Consider the following 24,721-nt stretch of genomic DNA (forward strand, 5'->3'; position numbering starts at 1 on the left):
TCCTTTGTATTTATTTAATAATGACCCACAAATTATTTGAGAGTAATTATCATATAAGGTATAGTAGCATACAAGTCGGCATATGTAAATATTTAAAATTGGTATATCTAATATTTAAATAAAGTATGTCATATAAAATAAATAATATATTCCGAATAAAAAGAACAAAAGGAGTCTTGAAATAATGGCACACGGAAAGAATGCATAGGGGGAGACTCATTTCAAAAGACAGGAGGCAGGGGATTCTGCAGACCTTTGCGCATTTCCCGCATGAAAAAAAGACGGCAGGATCCGAAAAGCGGAATTGCCATCTTTTTTATGTTTGTACATGTATTTTATATCTCAGCTGTCACGGAGGGCGCGTTTCAAAATTTTGCCGGTCGCGTTTTTCGGAAGAGCGTCAAGGGGAATAAAACGTCTCGGTATTTTGTAAGATGCGATGTTTTTTACCATGTGCTTGCGGATCTTGTCTTCGTCAAAGGCAAAGCCTTCCTTCATGACCACATATGCCCATACCGACTGTCCGCGGAGCGGATCGGGATGGCCTACGACAGCGCATTCGCCGACGCCTTCCACTTCATAGATGCAGTCTTCCACTTCGCCGGGATAAATATTTTCACCGTTCATGATGATCAGGTCTTTGATGCGGTCTACAATGTAAATGTATCCGTCAGCGTCCATGTATACCAAGTCGCCGGTACGGAGCCAGCCGTCTTCATCGAGTACTTTCTTTGTTTCTTTCGGTTTTTTCCAGTAACCTTTCATCACATTGTCCCCGCGGACGACGAGTTCGCCGACCGTGCCCGGAACGTAAGGACCTTCCTTATCAGTGATGACTTTTACCTCTACACCGGGGAGCGCGGGGCCGGAAGTGAGGTACTTCGGCTTAGCCGTGGGGAGGATGGAAACGACGGGGGACGCTTCTGTCAGGCCGTAACCCTCCTGCACGGGGTGGCCGAACCGTTCATAGAAAGATTGTGCCACAGGCTGGGGAAGGGATGCACCGCCGGAAACAAAGGTGTGCACCGTTTTCATGCTGCTCGGTTCGCCGCGGCGGGCAAGCAGGTTGTAAAGCGGCGGCACCATAATCGCGATGGTGACGGAGTATTTCATGATCGTATTGATGATTTCCGTTGGGCTTTTGGAGCGGAGGATGACGATGGTGGAATGGTGGTACAAACTTCCCAGCACCACGGTGGTCAGACCGTAGCAGTGGAACATGGGGAGCACGCAGAGCACTTTGTCCTCCGGTTTGAAACGGACTACGGCAGTGTACTGCTCCACATTGCGCACCTGGTTCTTGTGGGTGATCATGGCGCCTTTTGGGCTTCCTGTCGTGCCTGATGTATAAATTAGGGCGCATACGTCATCTTCTGTCAGATCTGCCGGGAAGGCAGGAGCCTTCGGCGCGTTTTCCGTGGATGCGCGGTAATCCAGATCATGGATGTCGATGAACGGCATGGAAACGGTAAGGGGCATATCGGAAATCAGGAGCTTCGACTCCGCGTCGCGGAGAATGAAATCCACCTCGCGGCCGACGAGGGAATTATTTACCGGCACGATGATCGCGCCGAGGCTGACGACTGCCATGTATACATACACGAACTCTGCGCGGTTTGCCGTGTATAGGCCTACCGTATCGCCGCGGCGGATGCCCATGGCATACAGTGTGTTCCTGTAATTTTCCACTGCTTTTTCAAGCTGGCCGTAAGTGATATTGGATTCGCCTGTCATTGCAAGCCTTTTCGGGTCTGCATTTTTGAATATTTCATGAATAAACATAGATCCACCTCTTTGGTAAGAATGCGTACTTATTGTAGCAAAAATCGACCGTCCGTTCAAATAGGACAGAGGGTATCGAAATTGTGCTATACTGTTGTAAAAGAAATCATGATCAGGGAGGCTCTATGAAAGCAGCGCAGATGACAAGAGAAGACGAAATCCGTTCCATCAGCCAAAAGTATGAAATGGATAAAGAGAAAGTGCGGGACATACTCGAAAGAGGTGTTCGCTATGCAGATGCGGACAAAGCGGCGCTTTTTGCCTGCATGACGGGAAAGGATATTGAGGAAGTACTGGCGCTCCGCAGGGAAGAGCCCTGGGGCCGTGTGCAGGTCAGGCTGGGCATCACGGGAGACAGGTATGATGAAAAATATTTCCGCCACCGTGCCTGCCGGCTGCATCGTTTCTATGGCGTGGAAGAAGACCGTGCGTTTAACGCCTTGAAGGAAGGATACCCGAACCATTGGATCCGCCTTGCTTACCTTCTCGAAGTGAAGACGGGAAAGAAGATGGAAGAAATTCTGGCGGTAAAAAAGAAAACGATGAAATGGAAAGAGTGGGCGGAAATCAATCTGGGAGTAAAGCCTGAAGATTTTTCGCAGTGGATCCTGGAGACGAGGAACCCCGCTTTGAAACCGAAGTAAGCAGGAAAACAAAGTCCGACAAGATAAAGAAGAGAATATAAAAACAATAAGCAGGGAAAAGGAATAAAGATGAACGAGGACCATCGCTGATGCGGTGGTTTATTTTTTACGCAGTACGTACAGCCCCATTTCTTTTTTGAAAAAAACAAAGAAATTCGATATAATAAATCAGTTATATCAGGAAAAAATTCTCCGGCAGATAAAGAAAGAAGGATAAAATGTATCTCATTGATACTTATGATGTGATTGTCGTCGGCGCGGGACATGCGGGGTGTGAAGCGGCTCTGGCTGCTGCCCGCATGGGATGCCGTACGCTTCTTACGACGATTTCACTGGACAATGTGGCCATGATGCCATGCAACCCCGCTATCGGCGGGCCGGGCAAGAGTCATCTTGTAAAGGAAATAGATGCTCTCGGAGGGGAAATGGGTATCGCCGCTGATGCGACCGCTGTCCAGATGCGCATGCTGAACCGCGGGAAGGGACCGGCGGTATATGCCCTCCGCGCCCAGTCAGATAAAGGCGCCTATCACCGGTACATGAAAAATGTGGTGGAAAATACGGACAACCTGGATCTGAAACAGGTGCAGGTCATGGACATCATTGTAGAAGACGGAAAGTGTGTGGGCATTACCACCGAACTGGATGAAGAATACCGGGCAAAAGCTGTCATCTTATGTACGGGTACGTACCTGGACAGTATGATCATCATCGGCGATACCATGTATTCCGGCGGTCCAAACGGTATGCGTTCTTCTGTGGGGCTTTCCGCCAATCTGAAAAAGCACGGCCTGGAAATCCTTCGTTTCAAGACGGGGACGCCCTCCCGTGTGGACAGACGGAGTCTTCATCTGGAGGGGATGGAACTGGAAGAGGGTGACCCGGAGAATCATGCCTTTTCCTTTATGAGTGAACGGAAAGACAGAAATAAGCGGAACTGCTGGCTTACTTATACCAATGAAAAGACCCATGACATCATCAGGGAAAATATTATGCGCGCCCCCAAGTATGCAGGAAAAATTCATGGCATCGGCGCCCGTTACTGCCCTTCCATTGAAGACAAGGTCGTCCGTTTTGCGGATAAAGACCGCCACCAGCTCTTTGTTGAGCCTGAGGGACTGGACACCACGGAAATGTATGTGCAGGGCATGTCCACCTCCATGCCGATCGATGTGCAGTATGCTTTCCTCCGCACTATCCCCGGGTTTGAAGATGTGAAAATGATGCGGCCCGCTTATGCTATCGAATATGATCTGCTCGACCCTCTCCAGCTCTATCCCACGCTGGAAGTAATCAAACTTCCCGGCCTTTATTCCGCGGGGCAGTCAAATGGTACAAGCGGTTACGAAGAGGCAGCTGCCCAGGGACTCGTGGCGGGGATCAATGCCGCGCTCAAAATACAGGGAAAAGATCCGTTTATCCTTGCCCGCCATGAAGCATATATCGGATCTCTCGTGGACGATCTCGTCACCAAGGGCGCTGACGAACCGTACCGCATGATGACGAGCCGCAGCGAATACCGCCTCATTCTGAGGCAGGACAATGCCGATCTCCGTCTCACCGAAAAAGGACATAGTATCGGTCTGGTGGGAGAAGAACGGTATGCCCGTTTCCTGGAGCGGAAAAAGAAATATGAAGAAGCTATGGACTATATCCGTACACAGCGTTTTACCCCGAAAGAAGAGATCAATCGGGCCCTGGAGAGCATGGGAACCGCACCTCTGACGACAGGTACCGGGGCCGATCAGATTCTGAAACGGCCTGAAATGACCTATCGGAAAATGATGGAAACGCTCGGCTGTCCCTCTTTTGATGAGGAAGCTGTGGAAGAGATGGAAATTACCGTGAAGTATGAAGGCTACATCGCAAGGCAGGAAGCCGCCGTGCGGAAAGCTGCCCGCATGGAAAATGAAAAACTTCCCCTTGATATGGATTACCTGTCCCTTGACGGTATTTCCACAGAAGCGAGACAGAAAATGGATAAAATCCGCCCCCTCTCTCTGGGGCAGGCGGCGAGAATTCCCGGCGTTTCCCCGGCGGATATATCGGTGCTGATGGTGTATGTGAAGCAGCGCAAAGGAAAGAAAGGCGCGGAATAAAAAAATATTAAAAATAAAAACGGCAGGTCCTGTTTTGGGAATGAGGAATATGATTTTCCGGGCGGATACTATTTCTGCTTAAACCGTTTTTTTCAAAGGATGGGAACTATGTTATACTTGAAACCGGAAACGGTATCCGCCTGCCGGCGGAAGTTTTTGCATCATTGCTTGAAATATATGAATTGAAGGAAGGAATGTGTGCTAATGGATTCTATTTTTATCGTTGTGGCTTTTTTTATCGCTGTTTCACTTTTGAGTATCCCTTGTATGATGTATTATAAGAAAAAAGAGAAGAAGGAACATCAGCTTATCAGTGAAAACAGAGATCAAGCCGTGCTGCAGATCTATGGGGATCCCATCCGGATTGACGGGAAAATTTTTTCCGAATATGAACACATGGGAAGTAAGCTTTCTTACTATACCGTAGTGCTTCCGGAAGGCCGACATACGCTGGAGGCGAAGTTCCAGACAACATCCGCCGGTGTTTCGGGCAATCAGAATTATAAGACGCCGGAACCGATTCCCTGTGATTTGTTTTTAGAGAAAGGTTTTGTTTATACGGCGGGTATTTATTTCTATTCGCCCAAGAGCCGGTATGAGTATTACAAAGGGGAAGTAGGGGAAGCCGTTTTTTCAAAAGAATTGTCTGTAACAGGATCGACTTCTTATGGAACAGCGTATGTCATCGTATATAAGGATAAGGATGCGGACGGCAACTTGATCAAGGCGCCTGCCTGTCCTGAAGAATAAACAGGGCGCGGATCGGGTAAGCCTTTGCTGTAAACGGCAGTTCTTTTCGGTCCGCTGCTGAAACGGAGTAGAGTAATCTATTCCGTTTTTTATTACAGGAATATGATGGTGAGAATATCGTGGAAACAGAAATGATTGCAGTGCTTGTGCTGCTGGCGGCCATGGGATGCCTGGTGCTGAGTATATATAAAGTAAAAGAATGGTACCGGAAGAATACCCGGACCGCAGATTCGAATGCCTGCGAACAGGAAAAAGTGAATTTGAAAATGCTGGAACAGGCGAGACGGCGGGAGCAAGTTCTCAAGCCTGAACCGACGCCGGACGGATATACGGAAATTGCGGCTCCTTTTGGAGGACATGCGTTGATGGATTTGAAAAATATGCTTTTGGCGGTTCTGCTGTTTGTCTTTTACGGGCTGGCAGTGGAATATGCAGGTACTCATCCGTTTTTGAACGGCGGAGAAAAGCTTTTTATAGTATTTCTCCTTACGGTTCTTACGTGCTGCGCGGCCATCCGGATATATCGCAGGGTGTATTTCGGGTATCGTATATACCTGCCGGAAGATTCGACGGGCATGGTGGTGTACAATTGGTACTGGGGGCGGCGCTTTTTTTCTCTGTACCGGATCCCGCCTTACAGAGGCTGCGTATCCGTGTGTTCCGTAGATCGGTATGAGGTGCGGGATGATGAAATCCGTATCTACGGAAAGTTTGTTCATACCGGAACCGATGTCACCATACAGGGCTTTAATGATAAAGGGCTGCCCGTTGGGCGCTTCTTTGGCGAAGAGGATGAAAAACAAATTTTAAATAGGCTGGAAGCGATGCGGAAAACAGGTACGGGAAGCGAGATATGAGATAAGAAAAAGCTGTCAGAAGGCGAAAGTCGGATTTTTGACAGCTTTTTCATTTGCTGATGAAAACGGCGCTCATGGCAAGGCGTCATCCGAAGCGAATGTGAAGGATCTGCTGCCATAATGAGGGGAACGTTAAACGTCATCCTGAACGAATGTGAAGGATCTGTTGCTGTGGTGAGGAAGCCGGTAAGAAGATAAAAGCTATCAGCTGTGAGCTGTCAGCTGTCAGCTATAAGCTGTTAGCCGTTAGCTGTGAGTTAAAAGCCGAAGCATATGATTTCCGTTAGGTGTCATACGAAACAACAGCAAAGGATCTGCTGTTGTAGTGAGGGAAACGTTAAGCGTTATCCTGAACGAATGTGAAGGATCTATTACCGTGGTGAGGAAGACGGTAAGAAGATAAAAGCTATCAGCTGTGAGCTGTCAGCTGATAGCTAAATATTCTTTTACGGTTTGAGTCACTATGGAATGCGAGTATCCTCCATTACTGATGCGGACAGCTGGTTCACAATTGTCGGTTTTAGGAGCCGGCAGCTTACGTCCGATCATATTTTATCGGCGGCTGTCAGGTTCCGTTTTCTTTTTCCTGCTTTTTCAAGAAGTTCATGAAGGGTATTTTTATCTGCCCTTTCCAGTGCTGTTTTTATTGCAGAAAGGCTTTCTGTAAAACGGTCGATTTCAAGAAGCAGGTTTTCACGGTTGGCAAGGAATAAATCTGTCCAAAGGGGGCTGTTGATATCCGCTACTCTTGTTTCATCACGGAATGATCCGCCTGTAAAGTACTTTGTGTCTTCTTTCAGGGAAGTGCTGTTTATCAGCGCCGCCGCAAGGACGTGGGTCAGGTCGCTGGTGTAGGCGATGTGGCGGTCGTGTTCTTCCGGTGTGATTGACGGTACATGGCGGCAGCCGAGAGCCAGCGCCATGTTTCGGAGCAGTTCCACACTCTCCGGGCGGTTCGTTTTATCGGGAAGAAGGATATAATTTGCTCCGCGGAAAATGTCCGGATCCGCCCGGGAAAGTCCTTCACCTTCATGTCCGCACATAGGGTGGGATGAAATGAAATCTATGCCCGGCGGAAGTATTTGCCGGATATCATCGGCAAGGTTTCCTTTTACGCCGGCGATATCGGTCATGATCGCGTCGGAGCGGAAGTCCGGCAGGTGATTTTTCACAAAGGCGAGTGTCGCTTTGGCAGGTGTGCAGAATATAACAATGTCCGCGTGTTTCAGGTCACTGATATCGATGGAATCCACTATGCCCTGCCGAAGGGCGGCCTCTGCCGTCGATAATGTCCGATTGATACCGATTACTGCCGCTCCGAGTTCCTTCAGTCTCATGGCAAAGGAACCGCCCATCAGACCCAGGCCAATAACGGCCGCTGTTGTTTTGCTGAAATCCATTTTTATACTCCTGTTTCCGGTTTGAAATAGTATACCTTTCAGGCAGATCGTTTTATTATCTGCATTATAGCATAGCGTCCCATGGGGAACAGGTTTTACAGGTTATGAGAAACAGGGCGAAAAAAATACCGGAAGTTTGTTTTTACTCCCGGTATTTCTTCCGAAGGTTCGCAATTATTCCATTTGTATATATTTCTTTAAGGTTTCAATTTCTCCCGTATAAATATATCCTTTTCCGATTTCCAGAACGAGGGGTGTTTCTATTTTTTCATCTTTTACATTTTTTCCATGTTCCAGAAGGGAGACAAGAATATCACGGGGGACGTCAAGATTGGTGGGAAGGCCGATAGACTGGAGGACGTACTTGATCCGTTCCGCTGTACCCCGCTTGGTGAGTCCCAGAATTTCAGAAGCGCTCGTGATCATGTACATGCCGGCCGCCGTCGCTTCACCGTGGGTCAGGCGGAGATCATTGAAACGGTAGTATCTTTCTGCCGCGCCGCCCAGTGTATGGCCGAAATCAAGGATACGGCGCTCGCCTTTGTCTTCGGGATCGATTTCCACATAGTGTGCCTTGATGGTAATGCAGCGGCGGATGATTTCTGGAAGAACACGAAGGATATCCTGGTCAGAGGCGGCTTTTTCAAATATTTCAAAGAGGTCCTTGTCTGCCACGCAGCCGATTTTAATCGCTTCGCCGAGACCGTTATGGAAGAAACGGGCAGGAAGCGTGCGGACCATGGCAGGATCTACATACACGGCTTTGGGCTGGTAGAATGTACCGATGAGATTTTTTCTTCCATTGATATCGATGGAGATTTTCCCTCCGATGGCGCTGCCGATCTGTGCCAGGAGAGAAGTGGGCACCTGCACGTAGGGAGTCCCTCTCCGGTAAGTTGCTGCAACAAAGCCTGTCACATCGCCGACGACACGTCCGCCAAGGCCGATAAGCAGATCTCCTGCACAGAACCCGAAGTCTGCCAGCGCCTCGCATACACGGCTCACGACAGAAAGGCTTCGGCTCTTTTCGCTTGAAGAAAGAACGATCTGCTGTACGTTCAGGTTCTCTTTTTCCAGCTGGCGTTTCAAATCCTGGCCATACAGTTCGTCAATTCCTTCTTCCGTGATAATGACTGCGCGCCCGTGACCCGACAGGGGGGCGGTTTCTTTTCCCAGGCGGCCGATGATGCCTGAGTCGATTATCACATCATAAGAATCATTCCCTAAATTGATATGTACCGTATCCATGATTTGTCTCCCCGTAAAAAAGTATTTATAAAGTATTTACCATATATATTATATCATTTTTTCTCTGAAAGACTCCACCGGCGGCGACATGGGGCGGAAAAGAGGATTTTATCCCGATAGGAAATACATTTTGAAGGCAAATAAAAAAGCCGCCTTTTGGCAGCTGTGCATTTCTGGTGCGCCCAAAGGGATTTGAACCCCCGACACACGGTTTAGGAAACCGCTGCTCTATCCAGCTGAGCTATGGACGCGTGTACATGTCATATTTTAGCACAAAAAAGGCAGAAATGGGAGTTTGCAAATAAAATGGAATGAAAGAGACAAAACGGAAAAATGATTTTCATTTCTGCCGATGTCGGAACGGAAGGAAATCATTTTTTCTTTTAGAAAGTTTTTATTTCTTGTGTACACAGCAGGCGGACAAATAAAGGGGTGATTTGAAATGAATTCTTTTATTCGCTTTTTTTCTTTCTATTTTGCACGTATTCGTTGTCAAGAGGGGAAGAAAAATGGATGATTGGAAGAAAGGGGGACAGATGGAGAGAAAGTTATTCACATGCATATCGGGGGTATCCTGTGAGAGTGAAAGTGAGAAAGGTATACGATAAATACGGAATGTTTTCCATTCTCATTTACAGAATGGCAAAACGGTTATGCACAGTTATGCACAGTTCGTGTGTCTGTCTGGGATGGACAGGCGGAAAAAAGCTTTGATTTATCGCGAAAAGAGAAAAAACAGATTGTTTTCATCCACATGATGTGAATAGTTGTGAATAAGTTTGTGAATAATGTGAATAAGTGTAATTTTTATCGAAAGAAAAACGCAGCGAATGAAGTTTCGGGGAAATCATGTTCGCCGCGATGAAGCTTGATTTTATGGGAAATCGGGAAAAGCCAGATCTGCTGTTTCTGATAATATCGGTTTTCTCATTATCAAGAAAGAGGCTTAAATGAGAGTGGGAAAGAATTTCTTTATTTTTGTAAAAATTTTTGTTTACTGCTTTTGCGGCGGATTTATTTTCCTGCACCGGAAAAATGACGGAGCCGGTGTTTATCTGTCTTCTGATTTCAGCAGCATGCCATGTTGTGGCTTATAAAGTCCGTTCCGGCTTTTGCCAAAAGGAATAAAAAAGGATAGAATATTTACAATATAGTTGTTATTTTTTAAGGAGATGTTCATCATAGACTTCAAACCGTTTACAATTGAAAAAAGAGAGTATATCGACAGCTTTTTTCATGTCCATCATTATGAGGGGATCGACTGTTCATTCAATACACTTTTTTTATGGCAGGAAGCGTACCATACGCAGTGGGCGGTAGAGGAGAATATCTTATTCGTCCGTGCGGGGGAAGGGCAGAATACGTTTTTTATGCCCCCTTTTGCCGGTGAAGGGGCGTCTTTCGGCCGCGGCATGGAGATTATCCATGAATGCCTGGAGCGCGAGGGAAAACCGTTTATCATTAAGGCTGCTTCACCCTGGGTGCTGGAACAGATCAAAGCCCATTGCCCGAACCGGTATGAATTCACTGCGGATCGGGATAATTGGGAATATGTATACCGTACGGCAGACATGATCAATTTATCGGGAAAGAAACTCCGGATGAAGAAAAATCATCTGAACGCTTTTCTCCGCCAGTACGGTGATTATACATACGAGTCCATCACGTCGGAAAACAGGGAAGACGCATGGCAGGGGATTGAAGACTGGTTTGAACGGCATGGAGACATTGCGGAAGAAAAAGAAGCGCTGCAGCGGTGTTTTGCCAATTGGGACGCTTTGAAATTGAAAGGCGCTATTATTCGCATTTATGGAAAGGTAGAGGCCTTTACGAACGGAGATTTGGTCAATCCCCGGGTGGCGCATATTTTCTTTGAAAAGGCAAATCCGAATATCCGCGGGCTGTATCAGGCGATCAACCGCGATTTCCTGATGCATGAATTTGCGGAAACAGAATTTGTAAATCGTGAAGAAGACATGGGGCTGCCTGGCCTGCGTCAGGCAAAAATGGAATACAATCCTGATCATTTCGCGGAAAAGTATGATGTCGTCGTAAAAGACGGCAGTTGTTTCTGAGGCGGTTATGAAAATACGTAAATGCAGTCGAACGGATGAAAAGGATATACGCGCGCTTTGGTCGTACTGTTTTGAAAGAGAGGACGACCCGTGGTTCCGCTGGTATTTCAGGGAGCTCTACCGCCCGGAAGATGTACTGGCGGGAGAAGAAGCAGAGAAAATAGCGTGCAGTCTTCACCGCCGCCCTTATGAAATATGTGTCCGCGGCGCAAAGATGCCGGTGGATTACCTTGTCGGGGTAGCCACCCATCCTGCTGCAAGAGGGAAGGGGCTTGCGACTGAACTGATCCGCGGCGCGTTCCATATGGCGCGGATGGAAAATAAGGGCGCTGTCATTCTTATGCCCTCGGCGGCATCGTATTACTATCCTATGGGATTTTCATTTTATGCGCACCAGTGGAAACGAAGCGCCGCACCTGAGCAGGTAGGCTTTTTAGGAAAGCGGGCGCATTCCGCAGGGCTTATTACCTCGGCGGATGAATGGAAAACTCTCGCCTCTGTCTATGACAGGTATGTAAAAGGACGGAACGGATGGGCTTTTCGGGATGAAGCGTCATGGAAGAAGCACATCGGCGCCCAGTTCTGTGACGGCGGTTATATCGCTGTCGTCAATGACCGGAACGGCGCAGCCGGATATATTTTCTACCATCTGGCCGAAAGGAAATTCATGGTATCGGAAATGGCGTATGCCTCCGATGCGGGACGGAAAGGGCTCTATGCTTACATGGCGGGCCACCGTGGTTCTGTGGACGAATGCGTGTGGTATGAACCTTTTGATGACAGGGCATTTTTCTACTGGCAGAATGGCGCGGAGCATACCTATATACATAATGCCTCTTTCCCAACCATGATGGGACGCGTTACGGATCCGGTCATGGCATTTGACGGGCTTCCCTGCAAAGAGATGAAAGGCTTTCTGTCTTTCCGGCTGGCGGACGAGTTCCTTCCCGAAAACAGCGGCATCTACGTCCTTTCCGCCAAGGAAGGAAAAATTTACGCTGTGAAATATGATGTATTTTACACACTGAAGCTTCATATCGAAGATATTTCCGGCGTGAAATTGGGAAATAAAATTCCCGAACCGGATTTTACCATGACCGCAGGTGCCCTTGCCCAGCTTTTTTTCGGGGCTCTGTCTTTGAGAGAGTTGTCGGATCTGGGGCGCATCGAATGGCTGGAAGGTGCGGAGCGTGAAAAAGTTCTTGAAACGGCGGAAAACATGCTTCCCTCTGAAAAAAATTGGATCAATGAATGGTACTGAGCCTCCGGCCGTCGGTTTTTCACCTGTCTGATACCAGTTTGTGTATTAGTTCCATATAAGTGCAGCAAAGAGAAATGCAACATTTCCCCTGCTGCACTTTTTATTAAAGGGAAGCAGCAATAGGACACAAAGTGAAGAATCTATGACTCTCATGACATCTTACCGCATTCCTCACCACAGTAACAGATTCTTCGCTGGCGCTCAGAATGACGTTTAATGTTTTCTGTCATTATGATGCTTAGCGTCCCTCTGTCATTATGATGCCTTACCGTATCCCGTCATTCAGAACGGGGGTAAAGATGCTTTGTGAGAAAGACGGAAAACGGAACAGTGACACGGAGTGAAGAATCTATTACGCTGGTGAGATTCTACCAATTTCCTCACTATGTCAGTGAATAATCTGTTATCGGAATGACATGAAAAAACGTGGAAATAAAAAAGAAATGCCAGCTGCTATCAATGCAGCTGGCATTTCTTTTATTGTTTGTATACAATAGAGGGGTAATAAAACAGCAGTCTGGAGACGGGGACAGTGGCATGCGTGACCATGCGGAGACCATACACCTAAATGTAAACAGTCCTGTGCCCTTTTGCCGTCTGCGGCTAAGAGAAAGAGATGGAAAAGAAATATTTTACTTACATGGTACGCTGCCAAGACGGCACACTCTATACGGGATTTACCGTGGATGATCTGGAAAAACGAGTGGCTGTCCATAACGCGGGGAAGGGCGCGAAGTATACGAAAGGCCGGCTGCCTGTCCGTCTTGTGTGGTACAGGGAATGGAACAACGGTCATGATGCCCGGTCCTGTGAATTCTATTTGAAACGGAAAACAAAACAGGAGAAAGAAGCATTGGCAGCTTCTTTTGGAAAGGATACAGATTGAACGAATCAGTGAGAAAAACAAAGTATCTGACAGAAGCGGCGGCAGCAGCGGCTATCGCGTCACTCCTGGTGCTGCTGAAACTTTTGGCGCCGTTTTTCGTGTTCGTCACTATGATCGCGTCCCCCATCCCGATTGCCGTCATTTGCGATTTCCACGGGATGAAGTGGGGATTCGGCACATCGGCGGGCGTGGTTATTCTCGTTGCCATGATCGGAGGGCCTGAAATCGGACTGACGACAGCCTTTTATGCGGGTGCCCTCGGCATGGCCATGGGCTATGGATTTCTTCATAAACTGTCCTACGGGAAAACGCTTTGCCTTACGATTCTTGCATATATACTTGAAATGTCTTATAAAATCATATTTTCCATTTATGTTCTCGGCATTGCCGATGCCCTTACCGGTGCGATTGACCGCTTCACCACATTCCTTCGCTGGATATGGACACCCTTGTCATCGGTCTTCGGGTTTAATCCGGATCCGGGTAAAGCGATGTTTACCACATCAGGCATGGTGATGCTTGGAATTGTCTTCATTTTAAATGCATACTGCTATGCGTACCTGAATATGGAAATCGGCGGCAATGTGCTGAAACGCTTAAAAGGCGGAATAAGGGGATGAAGCGGATGGAAAGGAAATCTGCTCTATGAAAAGAGGCTTTATTAATTTAATGTGTACCGCAGAAACCACAGTAGAAATAAATGTTATAATTGATGAAATAATAATGGAAAGAAATACAAGGGTGGGTATGTGGCTCAAACAGATTTATAGAAAATATTTTGCAGGCAGCAGCCCGGAAGAAATGGAGCGGTTTATTTCCCAATAGAATAAGAAAGGGTTTCATGTATCAGAATATTCTCGTTATCAATACCATGCATATTGGTGACCTTATGCTCATTACACCTGCATTGAGAACCTTGCGTACGAATTATCCGCAGGCTCATATTGCATTACTCACTGATCGGCCTTTAGGCGACCTTGTGCGGTGCAATAAAAATATTGATGAATGTATTCTTATTGACAAGCGCGGCAGAGATAAAGGAATTCTGGCGCTCCTGCGTCTTATCAGAAAAATCCGCGGCCGTCATTTTGATCTGGTCATCAATTTTCACCGCAATGAAAGAGCCTCGGCTATCGCGGCTTTTTCGGGCGGAAAGCACATTGTGGGTTACTCGCAGCCAGGATTCAAACGATTTTTTAACAAGGTCATGCCAAACCGTGCCATGGCCGATACGCCCAAGGAACTTGCGGAGCATCAAGTGGCCTGCCATTTGGAAGTGCTGCGGGAGGCTGCCGGTTGCAAGATTATGGATGATCGCGGTCTTGAAATGTGGTTGCCGGAGGAAGAAGAAAAAAAAGCCGCCGCTCTGTGGAAAGCGGAATTTACTTCAAAGGATAGGGTGATTGCGTTCAATATCGGCGCAAGCTGGCTGACAAAACGCTGGGTTGACACATACTTTGCCGCCTGCGCGGACCGTTTTATCCGCAAAGGGTATGATGTTGCTTTTTTTGGCGGTCCGACCGATGTGCCCATCGTTGAAAAATGTCTTGCCTATATGAAGGAAAAGGAGAGTCCTCGGATCCATGTATTCACAGGGAAAGTCAGCCTTACGGTTCTTGCGGGGCTTCTCAGGCGCTGTTCCCTGTTTCTTACCACAGATTCTGGCCCCATGCATGTGGGCGTGGCCATGCATGTACCGGTGATCTCCATGTTTGGCGCCAGCCCGGTTCCCACGTTTTATCCTTATGACAGCAGGGACATTGCCATCAAGTCACCGGAGTACTGCCATCCGTGCGGACTCCACGAATGCCCCCGCAAAGGAGAGGGCTATATGGGATGCATGAAGCATATTCCTGTGGATATTGTCATGAAGTATGCGGAAGAGTTGCTGTCGGCATATCATGGAGAACCGGCTTTCCGGCTCCCGGCTGATACAGGCAGCCATCAATGCCGGGTCATCAGTCATTGGGAGGGGGCACAGAATGGATACGAAACATCTATATGATTTTGTAGACCGGTGTACATCGAAGTGCAGGATTCTCGTTGTCGGTGATGTTATGCTGGATAAATACTACTATGGCGAAGTAAACCGTATTTCGCCGGAAGCTCCGGTGCCTGTTACCCATGTGCTCCGTACGGAGGAAACTCTGGGAGGGGCAGCCAATGTGGCGCACAACCTCGCGCTGCTTGGCTGTGAAACGAGTATTGCCGGCTTCGTGGGGGAGGATTATCACTGCCGGAGTCTGAGGGATCAATTTAAATCCTGCGGCGTCAATTGCCAAGGTCTCATTACGACGGATCGCCCCACGACGACAAAGCTGCGTGTCATCGGCGGACACCAGCAGATGATACGTCTTGATTTTGAGGAATCCGCACCGATTGCCGGTTTTGACGCGGATCGTTTTTTTCGGTATATCAGCCGAAAACTTGATGAAGATCTTGACGTTGTCATTATTTCTGATTATGGAAAAGGAGTCTGCACAGAGGAAAATTGCCGCCGAATGATTGAGTCTTGCCATACTTATGGTGTACCGGTTGTTGTGGATCCCAAGGGAACAGACTGGACAAAGTACGCCTATGCGGACTATATTACGCCGAATCTTAAAGAAATCAATCAGGTGCTTGCGGAACCGATTCATAATGAAGACAGGGCTGTCGAGGTTGCGGCACATTATGTGATGAACCGATTTAATATCCGCAATGTCATCGTTACCCGCTCCGAAGAGGGATTGTCCCTTATCCGTGATGATGAGAACGTTCATATCCCCACAAAAGCACAAGAAGTTTTCGATGTGTCCGGAGCCGGTGATACGGTGATTGCTGTTTTTGCCATGGGATTGGCAGGCGGCATGAATCCCGCCGACAGCGCTTACATGGCTAATCTTGCCGCCAGTGTTGTTGTGGCGAAACTCGGCACCTATGCTGTCAGCCGTGAAGAACTTATGGCTGTACTCAAGGGAGAAGCAGAGAAATAAGGTTGTAATTGACAAGGTGATTATTGATAAAGGAGGAATTTTATGATTATCGTAACAGGTGGTGCCGGCTTTATTGGCAGTAATATTGTAAAAGAATTGAATCGCCGCGGCCGCAGGGATATCCTGATTGTGGATGACCTGAAAGATGGGTTAAACTACAAGAACCTGCGCGGGCTGCAGTTCGTGGATTATCAGCATAAGGATGATTTTCTTCAGTCTACTGAGAATGACGACTTCGACGGCACGGATATTGACGCCGTCTTCCATGAGGGTGCCTGCTCAGATACCATGGAGTATGATGTCAATTTTATGATGCGCACGAACTATGAGTACTCAAAGTCACTGCTCCATTTCTGCCTGCGCCATCGCATTCCCTTCATGTACGCTTCGTCTGCTTCCACTTATGGCAGCGGCAAACATGGTTTTCGTGAAGGCGATGAATGCGAAGATGCGCTGAATCCCTATGCTTTTTCAAAACTCGCTTTTGACCGCTATGTGCGGCAGATTATGCCGGAAGCTCACAGCCAGGTGGTGGGGCTCAAGTATTTTAATGTTTATGGACAGCAAGAGCATCATAAAGGGAAAATGGCATCCATCTTCTATCAGCTTTACAACCAAATCAATGAGACAGGCAAAGCGCATCTGTTTCGCGGCTGGGGAGATATTCATGGAACGCCGGTGAAAGACGGTGAGCAGCGCCGCGATTTTATTTATGTCCAGGATGTTGTAAAGGTCAATCTTTGGTTCTGGGAAAATCATGCGCCGTCAGGCATCTATAACTGCGGCACCGGTCATGCCCACAGTTATATTGAAGTGGCAGAGGCTGTCATTAAAGCTATGGGCAAGGGGGAAATTGCGTTCCGCGACTTCCCGGAAGTCCTTAAAGGGAAATACCAGAACTTCACGGAATCTGACCAGACACGTCTTTTAGCGTCCGGCTATAATCAGGGATTCACCGATATGGAAGAAGCTGTCAAAGAATATGTGGACTTTCTGGATCATGGCGGCTACTATGAATATGGTAAATGAAACCGTCTTTTCCGGCGGCTATGAAATACGGAATTCCCGTGGTCGTGACAGGCAACGGGATTTATGACAAGATCATTGAGTCATCTATGAGGGGGCTGCAGCAAAACATTTCTGTGTTTTGTCACAGCCTCTTTGTGATTTTGCTATTCTGATAGAGATAGAGTAAAATTAGGAAATAAAAACGAGTGGAAATTTCGGGCGGAAATCTTTCCGCGGGCATATTGAAGGATACATGGGATGATAAACTATATCAGACTGGGGAAAAAGATTTACAATACGAAGAACACAAGTGAGACCAGACGGATGCTGGTCTTTATTGTGCGCTGCCTGCTGAATACAGGACGTATGAATCGTCTGCACCGGTTCTTTATGAAAGACGATGTGCGCCGCCGGATCGCGGCGGAATATCCTTTTGTTTACGAACAGCCGACGAGAGCGTTTTTCTATAATCAATCCACCTTTGATGAACGGGCAAGACTGGTAGAGCAGCATATGGAATATCTGGAAAAGCACATAAAGGAAGATGTATTTCTTGGCCTTTACAGCGGTAAAAGGTATGTCCTCTGGGAAAGCAGTGGTGAAATTGGGCATCTGCGTTTTGAGCTCTCCTATCATCCGGGGCAGCGCAAGGAAGGGATTCTATCTGTTGTTATGCGCCTCGATGAGGACGACCTGTACCAGATGATGTTCTGGATTGCGCCGGACAAAGCCGGAGAATGGGCGCTCTGGATCGGCGCCATGCAGGGACCGAATATGGAAAATGCCAGGGATGTGGTGAAGAAGGTCACGAGACGCTGCTATTCCTACCGCACGAAGAATTTCATCCTCCATGCGACCCAGGAAGTGGCCAAAGCCCTTGGGCTTACACATATCTATGCGGTCACAAATTATGGCTATTATGCGAATAACCATGTCCGCCGGGACCGTAAGCTCAAGACGAGTTTCAGCGACTTCTGGGAAGAATCGGGCGGACATCCCTGCGAGGACAGACGCTTCTATGAACTGCCCATGACAGAATACCGCAAGGCCATGGAAGAAGTGCCTGCACACAAACGCAATTACTACCGCAAACGCTATGCCCTGCTCGACGAAGTGGATGCGTCTATTGCTGAGAATATAAAAGCATTATCAAAATGATGTGAAAACTTGTCATATAGAAAATATTCAGTTTCATATGACGCTAATAATATTTATTGTGTATGGTTATAGGAAAAGAGGAAATTCTGTGGCAAAGATCTCGGCACTAATCCTGGCGAAAAATGAGGAACGAAATATCAAAGCCTGTATCGAAACCTTGTCCTTTGCTGATGAGATATTAGTTATTGACGATTTCAGCACAGATAAAACCAAAGAGATTGCTGAAAGTCTGGGTGCACGTGTGATACAGCACGGCATGAATGGCGACTGGGGCAAACAGCAGACTTTTGCTATTAAAAATGCCAGATATGAATGGGTCTTATTTGTTGATGCGGATGAGCGGATTTCCAAGCCTTTGGCAAAAGAAGTCTGTTCAGTGGCAGAAAAAGGTGATAAAAAGGCCTATTGGATTCGGCGGGAAAATAAATTCTACCATCATCATGCAACCCATGGCGTTTTGCGGCCGGACTACGTGAACCGTCTTTTTCCGGCAGAGGGATCCTATGTAGAAGGATATGTTCATCCTCGGATTGTCACACCATACCCGAATGAGAAGCTTCATGAGATCATGTATCACTATACCTATGATTCATGGAGCCATCAGCTGAACAAACTCAATAATTATACGACCTTAGCAGCTGCAAAATATAAAAAGAATCACAAAAAATGTAATTTCTTCTTTGATATTATGTTGCGCCCCTTTTGGGCCTTTTTTAAAGTTTATGTTTTAAATTTAGGATTTCTTGATGGGAAAATGGGATGGATTCTTTCGACAAATCATTATTTTTACACAATGAATAAATACATAAAGCTGTATTTCCTGTATCAGGATAAAGATGGACGTTTATAGGAGTGAAAATATGCGTATCGCCATCTTAGAATCCATCGTCATGCCGGCTGGACATGAGGTCGAATTTGACCGGATTCTTGTGGAAGAACTGAAAAAGCAGGGACATGAACCGGTTTTCTTTGTACCGGAACGGTTCCCATTTAAGCTGGATTATCATTGTGATGTGGATCACCTTGATGGCGGGGAAGTCGTCACCTATGCCGGAGCGGGAAAATTAAAAAAGATATTCCTATCCTTACGCAGAGAAAGACGGCGCATTGCCTGGTTTAATTCCGCTTTTGAGAAAGCGCGTGCGTACCATTGCGATGCCATCATTATTCCCACCGGAACATGGCGGTATATCCGTACCTTGCTGAATAGCCGATTGAAAAATTCACCGGTTCCTGTTTATATGGTTTTCCATGGAATCAATCCTCACGAGCAGCTGAATTTTGAACGGCAGGCCCGCAGAGTGATGCCTTATGAGCAGATTCATCTCAAGGTTATTACCCTGCGTGATGATTTTAGGAACAGCGGATTAAAAAATCTGGATCTGATTGCGCCTCCTGTCTTTACACCCTATGATTTGCCAGTCAATAAGAAATTAACTTTCACACATCCCATAAAAATAGGCTTTTTTGGGCAATTCAGGAAAGAGAAGAATCTGGGATTCTTTCTGGAAGCATTTACCAAAGCCCATTTTTCTGTCCCTGTACAGCTCATTGTACAGGGTGCCACGGCGAAACCGGAAGATGGGGAACTGTTTGAACAGTTTGCCCGGGAATACAAAGACTATAAAAATATCACATTTTGGCATAAAAATCTCATTGGGATCGAATGGCAGAAAGCGCTTCTCCGTGTGGATGCTATTATGATGCCTTATGCAGCGGAACGGTACAGGTATCACTGGGGAGCCATGCTGTTTACTGCCATAGGATTTTACAAGCCGGTTTTGGCATCGCCGGAACTGAATCCCGAGGTATTGCAGCAGTTTAATATTGGAAAGGCTGTCGACTTGACATCCATACCGGCTTTTACGAAGCAGCTGGAAGAATTTATTGACGATCTGGTTCAGAATACAGATGTATATCAGAGAAACCTGGATGCAGCCAATAAAGCTTACAGCCAGGAGAATTTGATTCAGAATATTTTGCGATAATAAGGAGAGTAAAGTGGAAAATAAACTGGATTCGAGAATCACATGGCTGATAGCCTTTTGCTTGGGCGCTTTTTCCTGCGTAACACGTTTATCCATTGCGGTTGGCTCCATATTGCAGGGAATTGCGGTTCTCTGTGGTGTGATTCTGCTCTGGCGGCAAAGGAATTCAGTTCAATTAAATAAAGAGACCAAAGGTTATATGGCAGCTGCTGGAATTTTCTTTTTATGTACTCTGCCCAGTGCATTATTCGCCGGGCATGCAGAAGAAGGATTGGGGCAGTTTCTGGATATGTGGGTCTGGCGCTATATGATTTTTCTTTTAATTGTATTATTCGTGCGAAAACGTACCTATTTAACCAATATGCTGTTTGCATTTCTTTTGTTTTTTGGGGCAGATAGTTTATTGACATTTATTCAGGTTTATATTCTCCACTTAACTGATCGCGGATGGGGATTTGGCAGTAATATGCTTGCTATAGCCGGTATTATGTGTATGGTACTGCCTCTTTGTTTTGTCGTCTTGTTTGACCAGCGGTTTGACAGGAAGTTGAAATATGCTTCTGTCTGGACCATGCTTAGTATTTTTGTGGGTTTATTGTCTAATAAAAGCCGTGCTGCATGGCTGACCTGTCTGATTACGACTCCGGTTGTAACAGGAAAGTATATACGGGACAATATCAAATATCTGGCCGTGGTGGGAGCCATTATGATAGGATTTTGTGGTTTTTTCTTTGCCAATCCGAGTTACATCAGTCGTTTTAAATCAGTGACAAATACAACTACTAATACATCGAACACCGATCGGCTGCAAATGTGGCAAGGCTGTCTCACAATGTACAAAAACCATCCGGTGATAGGCGTTGGGCTAGGCCGGTTTAAGCCTGAGTATAAAGAATATGCAAAATCTCATCCCGAAATAGTACGTACATATAGTCATGCTCATAATAATTTCATGCATCTTCTGGCAGAAACCGGGACAATTGGTATTGCAGGGTATTTAATCTTTATATTTTATTCTTTGGTGCACAGTTTACGCAGCTGGTTGAAGAGTAAAAGCCCGTATGATCTCCTGATTTTTACAACAATACTCAGTTTTATGTGCCTTTTCGGTCAGGTTGAATATATTATAGACAACTCTTCTGCGGTACGCCTTTTCTGGTTCCTTTTTGCAATCATGCTGCAGATGAAGACCATTGAACAAGAGAAGAATCAAAAAGAGGAGTCAGGCAGAAGCTAATGAACATTGCTATTCTTTGTTTTGGGATTTCTACTATTGCCAATCCGGCCGGGACAGAAAAAGTGTTTGTGGAAATGTCCAATGCTTTTGCCGTCCGGGGTGCTAATGTCTATGCGGTATGGAATGATGAACCGGGAGTGGCCCCTTATTTCCCTTTCGAGGGAAGAGTCCATCAGGTGAATCTGGCTTTGGGGAAAATCAAAGTACCGGGGAAATATAAAATCATCAGGGAAATCGCCAAGGGGCTGCATTTAGATATTTCTAACCGTGTAGATGCGTATAAGACAAATCAATTAGGTAAGGCATTGAATGAAAAGATTGACGTCAGCCTGCTTGATATTATTATCTGCTATGAATTTAACAGTATTATGGTGGCTAATCGACTGGCAGACGGGAAAATTCCCGTAGTGGCTATGTGTCATAATTCAGTGGAAGATCAGATTGCTTCTTTAACGCCTTTGCAGAGAAGAGAAGCAGACAAAGTTTCCATATATCAAGTACTCCTTCCCAGCTTTGTTTTAGAGGCCCGGAAATATTTATCGACAAAAATCTGTACAATTCCTAATGCTGTTCCTCAGATTTCTGATTCCCAAGTAGCGGATTTATCATCCCCAAAAGATTCTTATACGATTGTTATGCTGGGCCGGATCGAGGGGTATCAAAAAAGACCATTCATTACAGTAAAAGCTTTTTTAATGCTGGCGCATGAATTTCCCAAGTGGCAGCTTCATTTATATGGCCCTGTCACAGATGAAGAATATATGGAAAAAATCCAGGAATATTGCCGGGAACATGATCATGGACATCAGGTTAAGTATATGGGGGTTACTAAAGAAGCGGTCAGTGTACTTAGAAATGCGGATATATTGGCGTTCCCTTCTGCATTCGAGGGGTTTAGCTTATCTTTAACGGAAGCAAATGCTGCCGGATTGCCTGCTATTGGTTTTGCAGAGGCTCCTTCTGTGAATGAACTGATTCAGGATGGAGTGACCGGATATCTGGCTGCCGATGAGAAAGATTTTACGCATAAATTACAATTGCTTATGAGTGATCAGCAAGAGCGAGTGCGCATGGGGCAAAATGCTCACAAGGCTATGAAAGCCTATGCGCCGGATATCGTATGGGGGAAATGGGAACAATTATTAACTGATCTTACCCATAAAAGATTTACGGAATAAGAGTATAAAAAGATGGCAATTTATTTTAATATAGAAAGCTTTGTGATTCTTTAAAAGCGTTCTATATAGATTGACATGCTGGCCGATGGGAGTCTTGGGAAAAATACTGATTACAAATTTCGAAGGGAAAGAAATTAGAATATAAATAAGGAGCTTATTGCATGTTTTCATCTTTTTTTGAAGGAACGCAGCAGGATTGGAAAATAATGATTGTGGCACCTGTGATTTGTGCTGTTTTTCGATTGGCTTTTATCTGGGTCTATGCACCGGATAAGGGATTTAATGGCTGCAGGAAGAAATGGTATGAATGTTTTCGTTATGGTTTCTGGTGGGGCATGGATTACAATGCCTATGTGTTTTTAATTTCCTGGCTGGGAATCAGTTTGCCGGGTGCCTTTTTTGAACGTTATTTTGAAATTGGCGACAGTATGCGGGTTATATTCATTACGATATATGCTGCCATACTTTATTTTGCTTTCATGGGAAAGATGATTTTTTATTATCATTTCCAGGATATTTATAATCCGCTCATGAGGCTGGGAGGGAAAGCTGATAAAAGGAATCTTCTGGATATATTTTTTCACCAGAATCATGGGGGCTGGATCCTGGCAGGATATATTCCCTTTTTAGGTTTTTGTGCTTATGTTACGAAAAAGCTGCTGGATACACCGGTATTGGCTTATCCCCCGTTTCCGTCTGCCTGGATGCAATATGCTTTTAATATCTTTTTCTGTGCTGCTATGATTTTATTATTCTACTATTTCCGTTATGGCGGGCATCTTTCTCATCGGACGAAACCGGAATGGGATACGGTTCCGGATATAGTAAAAAAAGATATGTTTTTTGCTAAGGCTACTGTAGATGATCTGGTGGCCATTGAAATGGTTATGAAACGCCCTGTCCAAGCGATTTTAGAGCATGATGATGCAGAATCCGTGAAAATCATGGAACCGGATATTCCTGTTGACCGGAATAAGAGCATCTGGCATTCTTTTGTGCGCCATGCCAAAGGTTCCCGGATTACAAAGCCAAAACATATCTTTTTAATTGTTGGCGAGAGCTACACACAGGCTCCTTTCGATCCCTGCTATGGACAGCTTCATCTGGTAGACGGCGGTAAAATTTTCAGATCCAATCCTCATACCATGTGTGTCAATCATTTTCTGCCGGCAGGCATGGTATCCCAGCCTGCGATTACCAGTCTCATTGCAGGGATTTTTGATGACAACCTTGAAATCAATGAAAAACGGGAGTTTTGGGAAGGGCAGACATGGACTTCTTTACCCAGGCAGTTAAAAAGATTGGGCTATAGGACAGCTTTGTGGTATGGAGGGAGTTTATCATGGGCCAGTATCGGATTGTTTGGGAGATCCATGGGGTTTGATAAAGCCTTTGGCGGACCGGATATTTGTCCTGCCGGCTCTCCGGCAACATGGCTTGGGATTTATGATCATATATTTCTGGAAGCAGCATTCCGGAACATCATTGCCATGGAGGATGATTCTCCTGCTTTTCATTTGGTTTATACCACTTCAAACCATGGACCGTATACGATACCTATTGAAAAATATGGTTTTCAACCTCAAAGTGCTATGAAAGATTTGCCTGATGATATGCGCAGAGATAAGGCGTTAATGGCCGATTTGGGGACATATTGGTATACGGATCAGGCTTTGTCAAAATTTGTGTCTGAGATACAAACAGCTTATCCGGACAGCTTGATTATCGTGACTGGTGACCATTCACGAAAGATCATTCCTTTTGGCAGCTCTCTGTATCCCGGGGCCAAGTCTACCATTCGGGAGAAATATTGCACATCGTTTGCCATGTATCATCGGGAATTTACTCCTGAATTATTTGGCCGGCTGCACATTGGCGGCCATATGAATATCATGCCTACTATTATTGAATCTGTCGCGCCCGCCGGATTTGAGTACTATTCCATGATGCCTTCTTTCTATGAGCCGATTTCACATGTAGTTACACCTTACCATTGGCTGAACCATGATGAGGTTGGATATTACGGAGATAAGCTGACGCAGAGCTTAACCGACAGAAATGCGGATATTGAGCAGAACAAAGAAAAATACCGGAAGGAAAGAGATGCTTTCTGTGAGGTTACGGGTTGGGTAGTGCGTCATGCGGATGTTTGTTTGGAACGGAATGTGAGGTGAG

21 protein-coding genes and 1 tRNA gene are annotated in these 24,721 nt (G+C 46.1%); 18 read left to right on the plus strand and 4 right to left on the minus strand.

Annotated elements, in window-relative coordinates; genetic code table 11:
* Nucleotides 1-342 precede the first annotated feature (342 nt).
* On the minus strand, nucleotides 343-1,782 hold the full coding sequence (locus GCWU000321_RS06575) for a class I adenylate-forming enzyme family protein (RefSeq protein ID WP_007070373.1): 1,440 nt from the start codon (nucleotides 1,780-1,782) through the stop codon (nucleotides 343-345).
* 125 nt (nucleotides 1,783-1,907) lie between these two features.
* Here GCWU000321_RS06575 and GCWU000321_RS06580 point away from each other — a divergent pair, with 125 nt between their 5' ends.
* From GCWU000321_RS06580 to GCWU000321_RS06595, 4 genes are all read left to right on the plus strand, one after another.
* Nucleotides 1,908-2,426, plus strand: coding sequence for a hypothetical protein (locus GCWU000321_RS06580; protein WP_007070374.1), 519 nt, complete (start codon nucleotides 1,908-1,910; stop codon nucleotides 2,424-2,426).
* Nucleotides 2,427-2,644: 218 nt separating this feature from the next.
* The gene (mnmG, locus tag GCWU000321_RS06585) at nucleotides 2,645-4,525 is read left to right on the plus strand and encodes a tRNA uridine-5-carboxymethylaminomethyl(34) synthesis enzyme MnmG (RefSeq protein ID WP_007070376.1); all 1,881 of its coding nucleotides are present in this window, start codon (nucleotides 2,645-2,647) and stop codon (nucleotides 4,523-4,525) included.
* 204 nt (nucleotides 4,526-4,729) lie between these two features.
* Nucleotides 4,730-5,275, plus strand: a complete 546-nt coding sequence (locus tag GCWU000321_RS06590) for a hypothetical protein (protein ID WP_007070377.1) — start codon at nucleotides 4,730-4,732, stop codon at nucleotides 5,273-5,275.
* A gap of 119 nt (nucleotides 5,276-5,394) precedes the next feature.
* Nucleotides 5,395-6,132: a hypothetical protein gene (locus GCWU000321_RS06595; protein WP_156777752.1), complete on the plus strand. Its 738-nt coding sequence runs from the start codon at nucleotides 5,395-5,397 to the stop codon at nucleotides 6,130-6,132.
* A gap of 545 nt (nucleotides 6,133-6,677) precedes the next feature.
* Here the strand turns inward: GCWU000321_RS06595 and GCWU000321_RS06600 are convergent.
* The 3 genes from GCWU000321_RS06600 to GCWU000321_RS06610 all read right to left on the minus strand — a co-directional run bounded on the left by GCWU000321_RS06600 (nucleotide 6,678) and on the right by GCWU000321_RS06610 (nucleotide 9,031).
* On the minus strand, nucleotides 6,678-7,580 hold the full coding sequence (locus GCWU000321_RS06600; RefSeq protein WP_338131587.1) for a prephenate dehydrogenase: 903 nt from the start codon (nucleotides 7,578-7,580) through the stop codon (nucleotides 6,678-6,680).
* Nucleotides 7,581-7,706: 126 nt separating this feature from the next.
* Nucleotides 7,707-8,780 carry a 3-dehydroquinate synthase family protein gene (locus tag GCWU000321_RS06605; protein WP_007070380.1) on the minus strand — a complete coding sequence of 358 codons (1,074 nt, stop codon included), beginning with the start codon at nucleotides 8,778-8,780 and terminating at the stop codon, nucleotides 7,707-7,709.
* Nucleotides 8,781-8,954: 174 nt separating this feature from the next.
* A tRNA-Arg gene (locus tag GCWU000321_RS06610) sits at nucleotides 8,955-9,031 on the minus strand.
* A 921-nt stretch (nucleotides 9,032-9,952) separates the two neighbouring features.
* Between GCWU000321_RS06610 and GCWU000321_RS06620 the strand changes: the two genes are divergently transcribed.
* From GCWU000321_RS06620 to GCWU000321_RS06685, 14 genes are all read left to right on the plus strand, one after another.
* Nucleotides 9,953-10,855, plus strand: coding sequence for a DUF2156 domain-containing protein (locus GCWU000321_RS06620; protein WP_007070384.1), 903 nt, complete (start codon nucleotides 9,953-9,955; stop codon nucleotides 10,853-10,855).
* 7 nt (nucleotides 10,856-10,862) lie between these two features.
* On the plus strand, nucleotides 10,863-12,116 hold the full coding sequence (locus GCWU000321_RS06625; protein ID WP_007070385.1) for a GNAT family N-acetyltransferase: 1,254 nt from the start codon (nucleotides 10,863-10,865) through the stop codon (nucleotides 12,114-12,116).
* A 616-nt stretch (nucleotides 12,117-12,732) separates the two neighbouring features.
* The gene (locus tag GCWU000321_RS06630) at nucleotides 12,733-13,002 is read left to right on the plus strand and encodes a GIY-YIG nuclease family protein (protein ID WP_007070386.1); all 270 of its coding nucleotides are present in this window, start codon (nucleotides 12,733-12,735) and stop codon (nucleotides 13,000-13,002) included.
* A complete protein-coding gene (locus GCWU000321_RS06635) occupies nucleotides 12,999-13,622 on the plus strand; it encodes a DUF2232 domain-containing protein (RefSeq protein ID WP_007070387.1) in 624 nt (207 codons plus the stop codon). Before GCWU000321_RS06630 ends, GCWU000321_RS06635 begins: the two co-directional genes overlap by 4 nt.
* Nucleotides 13,623-13,647: 25 nt before the next feature.
* Nucleotides 13,648-13,827: a hypothetical protein gene (locus GCWU000321_RS06640; RefSeq protein ID WP_007070388.1), complete on the plus strand. Its 180-nt coding sequence runs from the start codon at nucleotides 13,648-13,650 to the stop codon at nucleotides 13,825-13,827.
* A gap of 16 nt (nucleotides 13,828-13,843) precedes the next feature.
* Nucleotides 13,844-15,007 (plus strand): glycosyltransferase family 9 protein, encoded by a 1,164-nt coding sequence (locus GCWU000321_RS06645; RefSeq protein ID WP_007070389.1) that lies wholly within the window; start codon nucleotides 13,844-13,846, stop codon nucleotides 15,005-15,007.
* The gene (gene rfaE1, locus GCWU000321_RS06650) at nucleotides 14,985-15,977 is read left to right on the plus strand and encodes a D-glycero-beta-D-manno-heptose-7-phosphate kinase (protein ID WP_007070390.1); all 993 of its coding nucleotides are present in this window, start codon (nucleotides 14,985-14,987) and stop codon (nucleotides 15,975-15,977) included. Before GCWU000321_RS06645 ends, rfaE1 begins: the two co-directional genes overlap by 23 nt.
* Before the next feature lie 42 nt (nucleotides 15,978-16,019).
* A complete protein-coding gene (gene rfaD / locus GCWU000321_RS06655; protein WP_007070391.1) occupies nucleotides 16,020-17,006 on the plus strand; it encodes an ADP-glyceromanno-heptose 6-epimerase in 987 nt (328 codons plus the stop codon).
* Nucleotides 17,007-17,243: 237 nt separating this feature from the next.
* The gene (locus GCWU000321_RS06660) at nucleotides 17,244-18,143 is read left to right on the plus strand and encodes a VirK/YbjX family protein (protein ID WP_007070393.1); all 900 of its coding nucleotides are present in this window, start codon (nucleotides 17,244-17,246) and stop codon (nucleotides 18,141-18,143) included.
* Nucleotides 18,144-18,231: 88 nt separating this feature from the next.
* Nucleotides 18,232-18,993, plus strand: a complete 762-nt coding sequence (locus GCWU000321_RS06665) for a glycosyltransferase family 2 protein (RefSeq protein WP_040381449.1) — start codon at nucleotides 18,232-18,234, stop codon at nucleotides 18,991-18,993.
* Nucleotides 18,994-19,003: 10 nt separating this feature from the next.
* On the plus strand, nucleotides 19,004-20,131 hold the full coding sequence (locus GCWU000321_RS06670; RefSeq protein ID WP_040381450.1) for a glycosyltransferase family protein: 1,128 nt from the start codon (nucleotides 19,004-19,006) through the stop codon (nucleotides 20,129-20,131).
* A gap of 13 nt (nucleotides 20,132-20,144) precedes the next feature.
* The gene (locus tag GCWU000321_RS06675) at nucleotides 20,145-21,368 is read left to right on the plus strand and encodes an O-antigen ligase family protein (RefSeq protein ID WP_007070396.1); all 1,224 of its coding nucleotides are present in this window, start codon (nucleotides 20,145-20,147) and stop codon (nucleotides 21,366-21,368) included.
* Nucleotides 21,368-22,546 (plus strand): glycosyltransferase, encoded by a 1,179-nt coding sequence (locus tag GCWU000321_RS06680; RefSeq protein WP_007070397.1) that lies wholly within the window; start codon nucleotides 21,368-21,370, stop codon nucleotides 22,544-22,546. Before GCWU000321_RS06675 ends, GCWU000321_RS06680 begins: the two co-directional genes overlap by 1 nt.
* A 161-nt stretch (nucleotides 22,547-22,707) precedes the next feature.
* Entirely contained in the window at nucleotides 22,708-24,720 is a 2,013-nt protein-coding gene (locus GCWU000321_RS06685; protein ID WP_007070398.1) for an LTA synthase family protein, read from the plus strand.
* Nucleotide 24,721 lies beyond the last annotated feature (1 nt).

Origin of the sequence: Dialister invisus DSM 15470 (assembly GCF_000160055.1) — a bacterium.
Lineage (GTDB): Bacteria > Bacillota > Negativicutes > Veillonellales > Dialisteraceae > Dialister > Dialister invisus.

Excerpts from the sequence above, each read along its gene's own strand:
- GCWU000321_RS06575 (WP_007070373.1), bottom strand. The coding sequence starts at position 1,782 with ATGTTTATTCATGAAATATTCAAAAATGCAGACCCGAAAAGGCTTGCA.
- GCWU000321_RS06580 (WP_007070374.1), top strand. The coding sequence starts at position 1,908 with ATGAAAGCAGCGCAGATGACAAGAGAAGACGAAATCCGTTCCATCAGC.
- mnmG (WP_007070376.1), top strand. The coding sequence starts at position 2,645 with ATGTATCTCATTGATACTTATGATGTGATTGTCGTCGGCGCGGGACAT.
- GCWU000321_RS06590 (WP_007070377.1), top strand. The coding sequence starts at position 4,730 with ATGGATTCTATTTTTATCGTTGTGGCTTTTTTTATCGCTGTTTCACTT.
- GCWU000321_RS06605 (WP_007070380.1), bottom strand. The coding sequence starts at position 8,780 with ATGGATACGGTACATATCAATTTAGGGAATGATTCTTATGATGTGATA.
- GCWU000321_RS06620 (WP_007070384.1), top strand. The coding sequence starts at position 9,953 with ATGTTCATCATAGACTTCAAACCGTTTACAATTGAAAAAAGAGAGTAT.
- GCWU000321_RS06625 (WP_007070385.1), top strand. The coding sequence starts at position 10,863 with ATGAAAATACGTAAATGCAGTCGAACGGATGAAAAGGATATACGCGCG.
- GCWU000321_RS06630 (WP_007070386.1), top strand. The coding sequence starts at position 12,733 with ATGGAAAAGAAATATTTTACTTACATGGTACGCTGCCAAGACGGCACA.
- GCWU000321_RS06640 (WP_007070388.1), top strand. The coding sequence starts at position 13,648 with ATGAAAAGAGGCTTTATTAATTTAATGTGTACCGCAGAAACCACAGTA.
- GCWU000321_RS06645 (WP_007070389.1), top strand. The coding sequence starts at position 13,844 with ATGTATCAGAATATTCTCGTTATCAATACCATGCATATTGGTGACCTT.
- rfaE1 (WP_007070390.1), top strand. The coding sequence starts at position 14,985 with ATGGATACGAAACATCTATATGATTTTGTAGACCGGTGTACATCGAAG.
- rfaD (WP_007070391.1), top strand. The coding sequence starts at position 16,020 with ATGATTATCGTAACAGGTGGTGCCGGCTTTATTGGCAGTAATATTGTA.
- GCWU000321_RS06660 (WP_007070393.1), top strand. The coding sequence starts at position 17,244 with ATGATAAACTATATCAGACTGGGGAAAAAGATTTACAATACGAAGAAC.
- GCWU000321_RS06670 (WP_040381450.1), top strand. The coding sequence starts at position 19,004 with ATGCGTATCGCCATCTTAGAATCCATCGTCATGCCGGCTGGACATGAG.
- GCWU000321_RS06680 (WP_007070397.1), top strand. The coding sequence starts at position 21,368 with ATGAACATTGCTATTCTTTGTTTTGGGATTTCTACTATTGCCAATCCG.
- GCWU000321_RS06685 (WP_007070398.1), top strand. The coding sequence starts at position 22,708 with ATGTTTTCATCTTTTTTTGAAGGAACGCAGCAGGATTGGAAAATAATG.